Annotated in this window: 16 protein-coding genes; 4 read left to right on the forward strand and 12 right to left on the reverse strand. The window is 42.9% G+C overall.

Translation table 11 applies throughout. From position 1 onward, the window contains the following. The first annotated feature begins 130 nt into the window (after window positions 1-130). Window positions 131-1,048: a dienelactone hydrolase family protein gene (locus ABXS85_RS06760; RefSeq protein ID WP_353669274.1), complete on the forward strand. Its 918-nt coding sequence runs from the start codon at window positions 131-133 to the stop codon at window positions 1,046-1,048. 65 nt (window positions 1,049-1,113) lie between these two features. Here ABXS85_RS06760 and ABXS85_RS06765 read toward each other — a convergent pair whose 3' ends face one another. The 9 genes from ABXS85_RS06765 to ABXS85_RS06805 all read right to left on the reverse strand — a co-directional run bounded on the left by ABXS85_RS06765 (window position 1,114) and on the right by ABXS85_RS06805 (window position 10,107). Next, a complete protein-coding gene (locus tag ABXS85_RS06765; protein ID WP_353669275.1) occupies window positions 1,114-2,214 on the reverse strand; it encodes an MJ1255/VC2487 family glycosyltransferase in 1,101 nt (366 codons plus the stop codon). Continuing rightward, window positions 2,211-2,726 carry a phosphatase PAP2 family protein gene (locus ABXS85_RS06770; RefSeq protein WP_353669276.1) on the reverse strand — a complete coding sequence of 172 codons (516 nt, stop codon included), beginning with the start codon at window positions 2,724-2,726 and terminating at the stop codon, window positions 2,211-2,213. Before ABXS85_RS06770 ends, ABXS85_RS06765 begins: the two co-directional genes overlap by 4 nt. 178 nt (window positions 2,727-2,904) lie before the next feature. After that, a complete protein-coding gene (locus ABXS85_RS06775) occupies window positions 2,905-3,471 on the reverse strand; it encodes a hypothetical protein (RefSeq protein ID WP_353669277.1) in 567 nt (188 codons plus the stop codon). 105 nt (window positions 3,472-3,576) lie between these two features. Further along, complete coding sequence (locus ABXS85_RS06780; protein ID WP_353669278.1) at window positions 3,577-4,539, reverse strand: phospholipase A; 963 nt, start codon at window positions 4,537-4,539, stop codon at window positions 3,577-3,579. A 14-nt stretch (window positions 4,540-4,553) separates the two neighbouring features. Beyond that, on the reverse strand, window positions 4,554-4,904 hold the full coding sequence (locus ABXS85_RS06785) for a 5-carboxymethyl-2-hydroxymuconate Delta-isomerase (protein WP_353669279.1): 351 nt from the start codon (window positions 4,902-4,904) through the stop codon (window positions 4,554-4,556). Window positions 4,905-4,929: 25 nt separating this feature from the next. Further along, the gene (locus ABXS85_RS06790) at window positions 4,930-5,865 is read right to left on the reverse strand and encodes a glyoxylate/hydroxypyruvate reductase A (protein WP_353669280.1); all 936 of its coding nucleotides are present in this window, start codon (window positions 5,863-5,865) and stop codon (window positions 4,930-4,932) included. Beyond that, a complete protein-coding gene (locus ABXS85_RS06795) occupies window positions 5,862-6,275 on the reverse strand; it encodes a VOC family protein (RefSeq protein ID WP_353669281.1) in 414 nt (137 codons plus the stop codon). The genes ABXS85_RS06790 and ABXS85_RS06795 overlap by 4 nt, the downstream gene beginning before the upstream one ends. A gap of 87 nt (window positions 6,276-6,362) precedes the next feature. Further along, window positions 6,363-7,916, reverse strand: a complete 1,554-nt coding sequence (locus tag ABXS85_RS06800; protein ID WP_353669282.1) for an FMN-binding glutamate synthase family protein — start codon at window positions 7,914-7,916, stop codon at window positions 6,363-6,365. 307 nt (window positions 7,917-8,223) lie between these two features. Further along, window positions 8,224-10,107, reverse strand: a complete 1,884-nt coding sequence (locus tag ABXS85_RS06805) for a PhoX family phosphatase (protein WP_353669283.1) — start codon at window positions 10,105-10,107, stop codon at window positions 8,224-8,226. 365 nt (window positions 10,108-10,472) lie between these two features. Here ABXS85_RS06805 and ABXS85_RS06810 point away from each other — a divergent pair, with 365 nt between their 5' ends. Beyond that, the gene (locus tag ABXS85_RS06810; protein ID WP_353669284.1) at window positions 10,473-12,110 is read left to right on the forward strand and encodes a methyl-accepting chemotaxis protein; all 1,638 of its coding nucleotides are present in this window, start codon (window positions 10,473-10,475) and stop codon (window positions 12,108-12,110) included. Between the two features lie 78 nt (window positions 12,111-12,188). Here ABXS85_RS06810 and ABXS85_RS06815 read toward each other — a convergent pair whose 3' ends face one another. Beyond that, a complete protein-coding gene (locus ABXS85_RS06815) occupies window positions 12,189-12,575 on the reverse strand; it encodes an MmcQ/YjbR family DNA-binding protein (protein ID WP_353669285.1) in 387 nt (128 codons plus the stop codon). A 100-nt stretch (window positions 12,576-12,675) separates the two neighbouring features. Between ABXS85_RS06815 and ABXS85_RS06820 the strand changes: the two genes are divergently transcribed. Then, on the forward strand, window positions 12,676-13,092 hold the full coding sequence (locus ABXS85_RS06820) for a DUF2721 domain-containing protein (protein ID WP_353669286.1): 417 nt from the start codon (window positions 12,676-12,678) through the stop codon (window positions 13,090-13,092). Here ABXS85_RS06820 and ABXS85_RS06825 read toward each other — a convergent pair. Beyond that, window positions 13,087-14,001: an N-acetylmuramoyl-L-alanine amidase-like domain-containing protein gene (locus tag ABXS85_RS06825; RefSeq protein WP_353669287.1), complete on the reverse strand. Its 915-nt coding sequence runs from the start codon at window positions 13,999-14,001 to the stop codon at window positions 13,087-13,089. The two genes, ABXS85_RS06820 and ABXS85_RS06825, sit on opposite strands and share 6 nt — an antisense overlap. Before the next feature lie 110 nt (window positions 14,002-14,111). On the opposite strand from ABXS85_RS06825, the gene ABXS85_RS06830 reads away from it, so the two are divergent. Then, on the forward strand, window positions 14,112-14,378 hold the full coding sequence (locus tag ABXS85_RS06830; RefSeq protein ID WP_353669288.1) for a hypothetical protein: 267 nt from the start codon (window positions 14,112-14,114) through the stop codon (window positions 14,376-14,378). Here the strand turns inward: ABXS85_RS06830 and ABXS85_RS06835 are convergent. After that, the gene (locus ABXS85_RS06835; protein WP_353669289.1) at window positions 14,368-14,748 is read right to left on the reverse strand and encodes a thioredoxin family protein; all 381 of its coding nucleotides are present in this window, start codon (window positions 14,746-14,748) and stop codon (window positions 14,368-14,370) included. The two genes, ABXS85_RS06830 and ABXS85_RS06835, sit on opposite strands and share 11 nt — an antisense overlap. Window positions 14,749-14,850 lie beyond the last annotated feature (102 nt).

Consider the following 14,850-nt stretch of genomic DNA (forward strand, 5'->3'; position numbering starts at 1 on the left):
TCCAATCTAAGTTATGCGTTGTAGTCTGTAAACATGGTGTTACGAAAGCAGGTACGATGGGCTCAAGCTTTTGATGGGCATAAGTAAATTCTTATTCGTACCTTCCCTATGAAGAAAAGAAGGAATTGAAATGAATCAAACAGCAGAAATAACCACCCCTATCAAAACAAGCGATATTCCCCAAGAAGCTTTTGACTGGTATGACGAATATGCCCACGGCGACATAGACAGACGTACATTTTTATCGCGTTTGGGTACCTTAGGAGTCACAGGCTTATCTTTATCCGTCATCGCGAAATCTCTAACTCCCAATTATGCTCAAGCCGAGCAAGTGTCTTTTAATGACCCTGACATTACGGCCTCTTATATAGACTTTGCAGCACCGAGTGGTCATGGCAAAGCACGAGGCTATTTGGTTATTCCCAAAAACGTCAATGCAGAAAATCCAGCACCTGCAGTTCTTGTCGCTCATGAAAACCGTGGTTTAAACCCTTACATTAAAGATGTCGCTAGACGTTTGGCAAAAGCTGGTTTTGTCGCCCTGGCTCCCGACGCTCTGTTTCCTCTCGGTGGTTATCCTGGCAATGATGATGAAGGACGTGCCATGCAAAGAACCTTAGACAGAAGCAAAATTGAGGGGGATTTTATGGACGCCGCTCGAGTGCTTAAAGATCACGAGCTAACCACAGGAAAAGTCGGTATGGTGGGCTTTTGCTTTGGTGGCTATCTGACCAACACATTAGCGGCCTATATCCCTGATGTGATCAATGCAGGAGCGCCTTATTATGGAACCCCAGCAAATGACAAAATTGATCAGATTAAAGCACCTCTTCAAATACATTTTGCAGAAATGGACAAACGCGTAAACGATACATGGCCTGCTTATGAGGAAGCATTAAAGGCGAATAATGTGGATTACGTGGCCTACACTTATGAAAAAACCAATCATGGTTTCCACAACGACTCCACTGCAAGATATGATGAAAAGAATGCCGAATTGGCTTGGGCGCGTACCTTGGCTTTCTTTAATGAGAACTTAACATCCTAATCCCTTTATTACTTCAAGGAACATTACTTCAAGCAACACTTATTCAAAGAAAAATGCGCGGCTGTTTAAACAGTCGCGCGTTTCATTGTGTTTTGATTTAAGCTTTTTTGAGCATATGGGTAATGAAAACTAAGTTGTTTAAGGTTAGGGACTTGTTGCCACAAACTTTGACATAAATCCACCACACTCGAATCATCATTTTCTTGCAACCAATTCACTACAGCCTTAGCCACATTAGGGTATTCTATTTGCACCACACGACTGGTTTCCAACCATTCTTTAATGCACTCAGCGCTCAGTGTTTCTGTGGTCATACCTATACCTAAATACTCTAATGCAATGGCATTGGAATGTTGTTCAATCTGACCTTGCATGGGCTTAGCCAAGATACGGCGGCCTAAGTGTAAGGCTTCAGAATTCAACTCAAAACCGGCGTTACAGAGAACAGATTCACATTCACTAAGGTTTTTTTGGAATTGGGTACGGCTAAAAGGAAACACTTCCACATTGCCATACACACCGGGCTCTATGTCTTTGCAATGCAATCTAAATTGATAATCTGGAATGGCGTCTAACCAATCCAAAACCGCTTCACTGTTTTCAAATGGCAAATACACTAACACCTGATTCGATTGCGGCGTATTATCCAGCTCATGATGTTGAATAAGCGGAGGCAAGATAGCGTGACCAAAATGATGCCAATGGGCTCCTAAATGTGTCTCAGCTGGTGCGAAATTCGCCATAATCCATTGTGCTATCGGATTTTTTTGGTAACGGGGAATATCATACTTAAAAGCATATTGGTGACCAAACCCTAAACAAGGCACACCTTGACGTTTTGCAGCCCAAGCAACGATAGGCTCGTAATCCGTGATCACCAAGTCATATCCACGCGTATCCAGCTCTTTAATGTCACGATACAAGCGTAAAAAATTAGCCTTACGAAAGGTAGCGTACAGATCCAACTTACCATCGCGTGCAACAAAGCTTAATCCTTCAAAGGTACGATAATCACCAAACAACTCCATATCAAAATAGTCATGTTTAGCCCGACCAGAAAATACAAAGTCCACCTCTATGCCAGCCGCTTTCATTTCCGTTGCCATGGCTCTGGCACGAGTAATATGACCATTGCCTGTGCCTTGAACACCATAAAGGATTTTCATACTAAGACTCCAATCATCAAGCCCGCACAAGCACTTCCCAACAAAGCGCCTATTACTGTATCCGTTGGAAAATGCACACCCAAAAAAATTCTAGATAAGCCCACATTCATCGCCCAGAAATACAATACAAGATTGAGACCTGGAAACCATTCACTCAAACAATAGGCCATGAAAAAGGCACCTGAGGTGTGCCCAGAAGGAAAAGAGAACTGATCAGAAGGAATAATAAAGCTGTTAAAATTATCCAATGCGTCAGCAGGCCTATTGCGTTTAAATCCACGTTTTAAAATCAGATACAAAACTCGCTCTAAAGCAAAACCTGCAGCTATGATAATGACTAAAGTGTGGTAACCATTTAACCACAAGAGCGCTGCTAACATGGCGTATAAAGGGCCATCCGCTGTAAAGGATACCGCTCTGCCCATATTGGTTAGTTTGGCTCTGTGTTTACGCGCCATACACCATGAGAAAGTTTGTACATCAAATGCATGAATATTCTGAAGTATGTTCATAAGGCCACCTCACTTTTTTCTTATCATTCAACATAAACAAGGAAAATGTCAGTTAGGTGGCGATTTGGTGACATCTTGATGACAGGACCATTAGGAAATAAAAATAAATAAAGTCCTGTATCTGACAACAAAAATGCCCCGACAAGCGGGGCATTTATTCATCTCAAATTCCTATGAATTATTTTATATCATTCATTTTGTGGAACTTAGCAATCATCGCATCTGGACGCACTTTTTTGTTGCTGCTGTTCAAAGCGTAGACAACTGTTTCACCTTTTGGACCAGCACCGATTTCTGTGTAGCGTAATGGTACTTCACCCACGATACGAGCCGTGTTCATTTCTTCTAAAGAACCAAAAACAAAGATACGGCCTTCTACGCGCATTTCACCATAAAAGTCTTTTGCACCAGCCAAGTCACCATCATACATTTCGATTGAGGCAATGCCAGATGTTTTCTTCTTGTCTTCGTTGGTCAAACCAAACACAATTGTTTCGCCTTTAGGACCTTCACCAATACGAACTTTTCGGAAAGACGTTTCCCCTACAGCAAGAAAATCTTCATAAACATCACGGTCGTCAAAAATATAAATACGACCTTCATGGTGTACTTCGTACAAATCATTGTTGTTCATGGCTGAGGCATCTGCCATTTTGTCAGCAGAACCAGATTTCGTCATTTGTCCGCCACAAGCCGTTAGAAGAGTGAGTGCCATTAAGCTGGTTGCGATAGGGATAAGTTTCATTGTTGTACTCCTAGGTTAAATTACCACCTAGCTTAAAATCCAAAAATGACACCTCCATGACAAAATGATGACGAAAACATGTCAATTTTCAAAAAATAAGGAGGCCTATAACCAGTTACTCAACATAATACCTATGCCTAAAGACTGGGTTTGATGGTTGTAATCAAGCAGTGATTGGCCATAACCATTAAAGTATTGAATATAACCACGTGTTTTCCCCCACAAGGGGAAATTGAAACCTAATTGAAGAGCGCCGCGATTATCAGACATGTCAAGGTTATTACGTATCATCATGTCAATACTGTAATCGTCAATCACATGTATGATGTTAAGTTCACCATAACCATAGTAGTCTTCGATATCAGGATTATCATCTACCCTCGAACTTTCGGGAAAACGGTACCAAGGTTTGATAGAAAAGGCGGTATTGTCTGTTTCAAACAAAAAATCAATGTAAAAACGGTTCCACGAACGGGATAAATCACCGGATTGACCATTGGACTGATGATTTAAACCATAGGTTATGTAACTTGGCTTAATACCGAATAAGCCCTTTTTGGGCTTAACCACAATGAAAGCTTCTGGCTCATGATTCGTATCGCGAAATGGGGCGGAAATATTGCTGTTATAAGCTTGCCAATAGGCTTGCTGAGTATAGGCAAACCATAGACTACTATTAGGCCCCACTAGATTATAAGCCACTGGGAATTTCACACTGAGTTGAAATTTAAATTCGACACTTTGTAAACTTTCCGAATCACTTTTGTCACCTAAAAAAGCACGATCATTTGGATTTGACGTGTATGCAATAGGTAAAAAGTAGTTAGGTCGATGGGGAGTGATTACAAAAGGGTTATTAACGGTCGCTCGCTCTCGCATTTCCCGCTGTTGAAAAAGCCCTTTAGCTTCTTTCGCTCGTTGGCTAATTGACTCAGGTACTGCTGGCTCTTCCGCTTGAAAATAAGATTCTGAATCTTCTTGCGGCGCACTATCAGACGCTAGATCAACATCCTCTTCTGCCCACACAAGACTCGGCAAGACCAACAAACAACAGTATAACCACTTCATTCACTACACCTTTCTTATGAAGACAACACCACTTTTTTACAATAAGTGTCCCTATCCATATCACACACCTCCACTGTAAAACTGACGTCTTTAAGAGCAAAGGCCATTATGGCATCCAATACCATTTGCGACAGCCTTTGCTTTTGTTGCTGCGAACGGCCAGCAAGAATGCGTAAGGTAACATGAATGAAAGCATCCTCCGTACCCGCGGTCAAAAAGTCCTTATATGGCAAAGCTCTGAGCTTAATGTCTTCCTGAGTAAACAGCTCTGAGGCCATAGTGGCATCGCGCACCGCTTCCAGCATATCCATTGGTGGTACTTCTTGTGACAGATTTTGACTAAACTCAACAATACAGTGGGGCATACTTATCTCCGTTTTATTAGATTTATTAGTAGCCACGACCTACATCAACCGCAGCGGGTATTTTTGTGGTTGCTTGATATAAACGAATATTCTTTGCCACGACATCACAGGCACTTTCAATATGAGTAGGCGCAGAAATATGTGGTAATACCGTCACATTTTTCATACGCCAATACGCATTATCTGTTGGTAATGGCTCTTGCTGGAAGACATCCAATACAGCATGACGAATTTCACCTTGCTGCAACTTTTTCTGCAAGGCAATGTCATCAATGATGGCTCCACGGGAGAAGTTTATCAAAGCCGCATCGGGTGGCAAATAAGATAAAGTATCGTCATTGAGTAAACCTAACGTCGCCGAAGTTAAAGGCAGCAGACACACCAAAATATCAGCTTGTGACAAGAGCTGAGTTAAGCCATCACGGCCATGAAAGCAAGTCACTCCTGCCAGTTGTTTTTCACTACGACTCCAGCCAAATACTTGAAAACCATTGGCAGCAAGCCGTTGGGCACTTGCATTACCCAGCTCACCCAATCCCAAGATGCCGACACGACGATCTTTGGCTCTCACCATAGGTCTTTGTTGCCATTGAGCATGTGTTTGCTGTCGCGCATAATGCGGCATGTCTCGATGCAAATACAAGGTCCAAGCTAGTACCGCTTCAGACATGGTTTCCGCTAAATGGGGATCGATCAATCGCACAATTTTAAACTTGGCGTCAGGAAGTTGATTAACCATACCCTCAACGCCAGCCCATAAACTTTGTACCCATACTAAGTTTGGCAAACTGGCCAAGGCCTGAGGATCAGGATTAGCAACAATGGCTAACTCGCACTCTTGCCTTTGCAGATCTGATAACTCAGCCAAAGGCTTGAAAACTTGATTTGGTATCTGCTTAGTCAACTGCTGCAACCATTGGCTCTCTTCTTGTGGACTAAAGCTGGTCACCAATGGAATCATCGCGCGTATACCTCCGCCATATTTTTAAAACCTTTTAATTCAATGGCATTACCACTTGGGTCTTTAAAGAAGAGCGTCCATTGCTCTCCTTTTTGGCCTTCAAAACGCACACTTGGAGCCAGGTCAAAAGCCACTTTTGCCCCTGTTAAACGATCCGCTACCTCGCGCCATTCTTCATAAGGTAAGATCAAACCAAAATGCGGCATAGGCACAAGATGATCCCCTACTTTACCGGTATTTGTCGTGGCTATAGGTGTACCAAGATGCAGTGATAATTGATGACCATAAAAATCAAAGTCAACCCAAGTATCCGTGCTGCGGCCTTCCTGGCAGCCCAATAGATTTACATAAAACTCGCGAGTTTCCGTCAATGACGTCACATGATAAGCATAATGAAATAAGGTGCTCACATTCGTCCCCTTTAAAAAAACTTGCTAGCAACATACCCCAGAGATCACAAAATGCCCAGAGATAGCCAATATCAAGGAGATAAATGCTTAATGTAGAGACGACTCTTGATCACTTGGCGATTCCATGACACGAATGTATTCTGCTTTCACCTCAGGTAAAGGATTCACCTCTGAGAACAAGCGTGATTGGCTTTGATTTTCTATGATACGCACATGCGAACGATTCAATTCCCTAGGCTCTTTTACGCCACAAGAATGGGCAATTAAATCAATCCCATGCAATAATTCTTGAGCGTAATTAGCAACACGCTCTGACTTTTCGCTGGCAACAAGACCTTTTTGCAGCTCAGGATTGTGAGTAGTAATGCCGGTAGGACAAGTATTTTTATTGCACTGCAGCGCTTGTATACAGCCCAAAGAAAACAAAAAGCCACGAGCAGACACCACAAAATCAGCGCCTGCACTCAACGCCCAAGCCGCTTTACCTGGCACAATTAACTTACCCGATGCAATCACCTTAATATAAGGACGCAAGCCATATGAGGTAATAGTGTTCACGACCAAAGGCAAGCTCTCGCGCAACTGCATGCCGACATAATCCATTAAGGATTGCGGTGCGGCTCCCGTACCACCGTCAGAACTGTCTATGGTGACAAAATCTGGACAATAATCCATGCCTTTTTGATGGATCAACTGACACATTTGGTCGAAAAAGCCTACATCTCCAACCACCATTTTAAAACCAACCGGCTTGCCCGTAAGTTGACGCACATGACGCACCATGACAAGCAGATCGTCAATCGATCTGATGTCGGTATGACCATTTGGACTGATGGAATCTTGCCCGACAGGTATGCCTCGAGTGTGAGCGATTTCTTCCGTTACCTTAGCACCGGGCAGCATACCACCTTTACCCGGTTTGGCACCTTGGCTCATTTTGATTTCAAACATGCGTACTTGGTCATGTGCAGCAATGACTTTTAATCTGTCATCGCTTAAATGCCCATGAGCATCACGCACGCCGTATTTGGCGGTACCAATTTGAAATACCAGATCGCAGCCACCTTCTAGGTGATAGGGAGACAATCCCCCTTCCCCTGTGTTCATCCAGATACCCGCTTTTCGAGCACCACGCGACAAAGCCTGAACGGCAGGCTTAGACAATGCACCAAAACTCATACCAGAAATATTCACCACGGAACGAGTACGATAAGGCTGTTTAGCCGTACGTTCACCAATGCAGATTTCTTTTGGTTGAACAGCATCTTCTGCCAAGGTCGGAAAAGCACAATTGAGAAAATAAATATCGCCTGAGGTATCAAGAGAACGAGTGGAACCAAACGCAATGGTCGCATCCACTTTTTTCGCCGCGCGGTAAGCCCAAGAGCGTTCCGCTCGATCAAAGGGTCTCTCCTCCCTGTCCATAGCAAAAAAATACTGACGAAAAAACTCACCTAGATGCTCAAACAGATAACGAAATCGTCCGACAATAGGGTAATTACGACGAATAGTATGGGTAGTTTGATGAGTATCCACCCAATACATCACCACTAACGTCACCATCAGTACAAAGCACAAACCAACAAAAATCAACGCCGCCCAATGAATACTGACGGTTGCTACTGACCATAGAAATTCCATAATTTACCCTGCATTTAACAAAACTGACCCAAATTTCCCACTTCCATCATAATTCATAAATGCTCAGATAAGGCGCTTGAATCGTGAACAAATGCAGTAATAAATTCATTAGCAAGGGCAGAAAGAATCAACATCATCCGTTTGATAAAGGATGCATATTCTTTCAATCTATCCAAATAGGTTAACGAATGATGAGTATTAACCCAAAATGGGATACATACTTTATTTGTAAAAATGTCCTGTGCGGTAAATAAAAAAGCCAGCATATTCTCATATGCTGGCTTTTCGTCATTTCTCGTTACCATGCTTACACGATAGCACGACCATCTTCACGAGTGATGGCAATCACACTGGATAGAGGTGTGCCACCTGTCGGCCAAGTACCACCTGGGTGCTGAATACTAACAAACATAGTCGAGTAGTCAGAACTCCATGCCGCACCTGTCACTTCACACTTAGTGGGGCCTACCATGAAACGTTTGATTTCACCGGTTTCAGTATCACCCACCAGCATTTGGTTGTTACCTTGACCCGCAAAATCCCCTTCGTTTGAGTAGTTACCATCGGTTTGAATCCACAACAAACCGTTACGGTCAAACTTCAAACCATCAGGTGAATTGAACATATTGTCCTTGTTCACGTTAGCAGAACCAGCATAAGCATCATCAAAGACAGCTGGATTACCCGCCATCACAAACAAATCCCACTTGAAATCTTTTGCGGTATGATCTTCGTTCATCGGCTCCCAACGAACGATCTGCCCAAAATTGTTCTTCACTCGTGGATTAGGGCCTTGCGCTGGCGTCTCATCGCCACCGGCATTTGGCTTCACACCACGATTTTTATTGTTGGTTAGACAGCAGTAAGCTTCTACCTTATTTGGATTCGCCGCTACCCACTCAGGACGGTCCATAGTGGTTGCGCCTACTTTTGATGCCGCTTGACGAGTGTGAATAGCAATTTCCGCTTCGGTCATACCAGTTGTTGCAGGCGTTAACGCCAACCACTCACCACGATTATTGTCATGGAATTTGGCTACGTACAAAGTACCTTCAGCAAGTAAATCAGAATTATCCGCACCCACTTGGTATTTGCCTTTAGATACAAAACGATATAGGAATTCTCCGCGTTCATCGTCGCCTAGATACACGACAACATGACCGTTTGCAGCAATGGCAACTTCGGCATTTTCGTGTTTAAAACGACCCAGAGCAGTACGCTTTTTAGGACGAGAAGTGGGATTCAGTGGGTCAATCTCTACCACATAACCAAAGCGATTTGGCTCATTTGGTTCTTTGGCAAGATCAAAGCGATCGTCCGCCATTTCCCACTTGTAACGACCTTCAGAAGTGCTCACACCATAACGCTTCAGCTCATCAGGCAATTGATAATTCTCATCTGATGAAGCGAAGTAACTGTTAAAGTTTTCTTCACAGGTTAAGTAAGTACCCCAAGGTGTTTGACCTTGACCACAGTTATTCCATGTTCCCTTAGCTAACACACCGCGAGGATCGGCCGACGTTTTCAATAAAGCGTGGCCACGGGCAGGGCCGGTAATTTCCATTTCTGTATCTGCTGTGATGCGACGATTGAACTTAGAGTCTTTGATGATGCTCCACTTACCATTGTATTGTGCAATCTCCATGATTGAGACACCGTGTGCAGCTTTACTCTTACGCACATCGTCTGCAGTCATGGTTTTACCATCTTCACGATTCGCATTCAGGGTTTTAGGATTCACGTACTCGTTGTTAACCGCTAATACAAAAACACCATTGTGATTAAAGAAGGCAAGGCCGTCATTGTTATCACCAAACGCCATTTCTTGAGAAGCGCCAGTTCCCCCAGTTGTGGTATCTAATGGCATACCTTTTGACCACAATGGATCACCCCAAGAAGCCACCACTTGCCAGGTGTAACCTTTTGGCAAAGTAATGGTATCGGCTGTTGTCGCTTTTACCATATCAAAAGCCAAACGAGATGGTTGATGATGTGCCGCCATGGCTTGCGCTGCACCAAAGGTCGATCCCATCACAAATGCACTGGCACCGACGGCGGCACCACCACTTAGAAAGCCGCGACGCGATACCATTTTGTTTGCGACTTCTTCAAATTCCACCACTTCCGGTGCTGGACGCACTAATTCATCTAACTCATCAAAACTCAGTTCTTGCTTTTGATTAATGGTCATAATACTGCCCTATTACTTGTTGCTGGTCATTGGATTTTGATCATGCGTGTCACATTTCTTGCTACATAGCACGACCTAATATATTGAGATATATAGAAAAAATGATTCCCCACACTTTCTCTTAACCTCACTCCTGCTTCAAATGAAGTTCTCAAGTACTCTAGAGATAAAAAGTTACACATAAATGACAATTAAATGGCATTATTAAAGTTGTAGTGTAAAAAGGATAAAAATTGTAAATAAACAGCACTTTTTTCAAAAATTAACAGCATAATAGGGATAGTGAAGGCGCAAATAGCTTGATGTTTTTTCTGCTTAGAAAACATATTTGCACTCTCCATATGCAAAACGATAAGGAAGTAACTATGTTAAACCTCTTAAGACAAATTCCAATAAAGCATAGGCTAATTGGCCTAGTGACTTTGTTTTCTATTGGTCTAGTTCTTGTCATGTCGCTTGCTCTAAGTGAATACAAGTCCTCCTTACTTAATGAAAAATACGCGCAGACCAAACACGTAGTTGAAACCGCTACCGGCGTACTGACCCATTTCTACTCGCTTGAACAAAGTGGCGAATTAACCAAAAGCCAAGCTCAAAAATATGCCATGGAAACCATCAAAGGGATTCGCTATGCGGGTTCAGAGTATTTTTGGATCAATGACTACAATGCCGTCATAGTGATGCACGCTGTCAAACCTGAGCTTGATGGCAAAGATCTCGCCAATCTGGAAGATCCCAATGGTAAAAAATTGTTTTCAGAATTTGTCAAAGTGGTAAAAGCCCAAGATGCGGGTTTTGTCGATTACTTGTGGCCTAAGCCCGGTAATGACCTTCCCGTTGAAAAAATTTCCTATGTTAAGGGATTTGAGCCTTGGGGCTGGATACTGGGTTCAGGTATTTACCTTGACGACGTTGACGCGCAATTTCAAGCAGGCGTCATTACATTGGGCTCCTCCAGCTTGATCGTTATTCTGCTTGCCTTACTATTGTCTGTTTTGATTTTACGTTCCATCATCTTACCTATTAGTCAGATCCAAACGGCTTTAGAAAACATTTCACATGGTTCGGGGGATTTAACCGCCCGTCTTCCAGTTTCCGGCAATGACCAACTAACCACCATTGCTACTTCGTATAACACCTTTGTAGAGCGACTTACAGATACATTGAACAAAGCTGTTAGCTTGAATAAACAAGTCGAAACTAAGAGTAAAGAACTTAAGGAAGTTGCCTTTAAGACTAAAGCCATTACGCAACAACGTGAAGGCATGTTTACCCAAATGACGGATGCCATTCGTGAAGTAGATGGCTTTAAAAACGAAGTCATTAGCAACACACAAAGTACTTTAGAATCTGCACAAGGAACTGTTGAGAAAACCCGAACTGGACAATCTTCAATTCAACAAACAGTAAAGTCCCTCGACAAGCTGTCCAATGAATTAGAAGCTGGCTTAAATACCGTGGTACAACTGGCAGAACAGTCTCAAACCATTGGTAAAGTATTAGATGTGATAAGTGAAATAGCAGAACAAACCAATCTGCTTGCTCTTAACGCGGCGATTGAGGCAGCCCGAGCAGGTGAACAGGGCCGCGGCTTTGCTGTGGTCGCCGATGAAGTTCGCGGTTTGGCCAGCCGTACTCAGGCATCAACAGACGAAATACAAGCCATGATTAATAAACTTCAAGAAGGTGCCAAGCAGGCAGAGCTGCGCATTACAGAGAGCCATCAGCAATCACAGAAAACCAATGAAGAAATCAATCTCACGGCAAAATATCTGGAAGAAATTGCCAGCTCAGCCGAAGGCATTAATCATGCTAGTCATGCGGTTATTAACAGCGTAACGTCGCAAAGTGAATTGGTACAAACCTTGAGCGAATTAAATGAAAAAGTGGCAGAACTTTCCGCACAAGCAAGTTTGCAAGTTCAGCAGAACAATCAAACTAGTGAAACCTTGGCACAAACGTCAGAAGAAACGCAGCGTGTAATGTCGACCTTTAAACTCTAATAGGTGATGTTTGAGCCAATGTGCAAAGAATAAAACCATAACCTGTGGCCAATAGCATACGCTATTGGCCACTTTTTCTTATAAGCCTTGATAAATCAAAGTTGCACCATGGCGTACTTCCAAGCCCTGACGTTGCACCTTGGTCATTCCTTTTACGACTAACGCATAGGAGTGATCGACCATTCGCTGGATTTCACCATCTGGTAAACTGCCTTCAAAGAAAATGGAGTTCCAATGTCTTTTATTCATATGGTAAGCGGGAATAACTTCCTCAAATACATCACGCAATTCCATCGCATGATCGGGATGACACTTCAAATTCATTAAGGCTTTGCCTTGATGACGCGACAATAAAGCAAACATTTTATTCTGCACTTTGAAGACCGCCGTTTTGTCATCAAAAGGATAATCTTCTTTCGCTTCAGGTTTGGCTAACAAATAGGCCTTTAAGGCTGATAACTCCATCGTTTTCTCCTATGCGCTGCTAATGCGTCACCCACTTGTTAGAAAAACTGTTAAACTACTTTTCTCAATCCTCATCCAACAGTTGTCTTCAAGGGCCATCATGATCATCACCTTAACCACACCCGCCATGCTGTTTCCGGCGGTATCACTCTTATTATTGGCTTATACCAATCGCTTTGTTACCTTAGCGTCCATCATACGTACTTTTGATCCAAAGCAAGAAGATGAAAACAGTACCGAGCAAATTGCCAATTTACGCAAACGCATTTACCTGATTCGACGCATGCAAGAAGCTGGTGTCATAAGTTTTTTCTTATGTGTGATGTCCATGCTGGCAATTTATCTAGAGTACCAACAAGTCGGTAGTTATATATTTGCCGCCAGTCTGGTTTGTCTTATGTATTCTTTGTATCTGTCGGTTCGCGAAATCACCATTTCCTGTGATGCTCTTGATCTACATTTGCAACATTTCAACACCAATTTCAACCGTAAAAAGTCCAGCAAAAAATCATCATAAGCGTATTTTCTGAACATTGAAGCCCTTTAAAGAAGACCCTTCAGTGTAGTGGAAAAAATAGTCTAAAAAGTCCTCATCCATCACACGTTGATGCCTCACGCTGGCGTGACGAATGAATAACTGACCTTCTCGGCGGTATAGAAAACCCTGATGAGACACTATCATATTGGTCCCAATGATGTCTTTTAGGTGCCGGGTTGGTCGTACCATACTGATGACACTGGGTGTGGGTATTCTGTCTAGTAAAGCTTGGTTTATCTGCCCATTTTCGCTTTTATACAAGGCCACTAGAGGCACATAAGGGAGTTGAACCTCTTTTGCTGGAATGGCCTTAGTAAGCACTCGTAACGCCTCATGTAACGACTGACAATTGTCATCACAAGTCAACTGCCCCTTCTTCAAATGCTGATACCATGCCGCTTTATCAATCCGAGCTGAAGCATATTCTAGTGCTTGCGACGCAATTTGCGCACTCACATCTTCCAATCTAGTTTGGTTATTGGGCAGCCAGTCTAAACTCGGGAAATGATTACGGGATACAAAACTGACCTTGCCATGCTGATAACGAATATTTTTAAGCACAGAGTCAAATTCCGTCTTATTGGAGGCAAACAGTCCTGCCAATACAGTTTCCACATAGGTAGTACAATCAAACGCATCAAAGCGTACCAATGGATCTGCGTCAAAGCGCCCAAGTTGGCCTTCTCCTGAGCCCCCTGCAAGATAAGGTAACCCCATTAAACTGCCACTTAATAACTCAAAACGCTGCAGTAATGTAGCTTTTGAATCTTGCTCTATGAGTTGATAAAAATCTGCTTGCTGATGATTTTCAGGCAAATGACATAAGGCCAACGGAGTTTGACTCATCATCAAGAGAAAACAGACCATCTGAAAAATAGTTTTGCTCATAAAATCTTGTGGTATTTCTTTGCAATTAGAAACAAAAGTGTACAAAAGCCTCATCAAAAAATCTCTTAGCGGTTGCTAAAATAAGCAAATAAACGTGTGAGGTACAAAAAATGAAAATTCAACATCCCCCTTTTTTGTATGGTCAACAAGGACTGCAACAGACCCAAAGAAACCTGGATCAAATTTCCAAAGAAGTTGCCCAAATGTCCACTCAGAATTTTGATCGAGTACAACCCAAAGAGCTAGATGTACAACATGGCTCGCTTGCCGAAACCCTTACAGAAGCCAGACAAGTGACTCGGGACGCACAGTCTAACGCTCAAGTATTAGATGATGCGAACCAAAACCTTGGACGCATTATCGATATCAGCGTGTAGAGGGATGTGTGCCCAGTAAAGAATCCAGTTCATTAAGTTCATTTTGTTGGGTCACTCTTACCCACCTGTTTACTTCGTTACCATCCTTCAAGAGGATAAAGGTAGGCCATAAAGTAACTTTAAACTGGCGCCCCAGCTTTTTGCCTTTTCCGTCGTACACCTTAATATGTGGCAAAGTCGGATGTGCCATTAATAGGCTTTGAATAACGGTACTAGCCGCCTGACAATGGCCGCACCAAGGTGCACCGAACTCCAACAAGACGAAACCGGATTGCCCCTTCACTTCTTCAAGGCTTGGCGCCAATTCAGCGTACTCTTGATTAAATCCCAACTGCATGGCTTGCAAAATATGCACCTCGTATGTATTCAATCAATTGGACTTTCTGTTATGCCAGATGTTGCTAAAAAAGGAAACGCTATCACAGCCGCTTCCTTTTGCTTGATACTTTAAAGATAAGATATTCTGGTTGTA

Source organism: Marinomonas sp. THO17, from assembly GCF_040436405.1.
Classification (GTDB): domain Bacteria; phylum Pseudomonadota; class Gammaproteobacteria; order Pseudomonadales; family Marinomonadaceae; genus Marinomonas.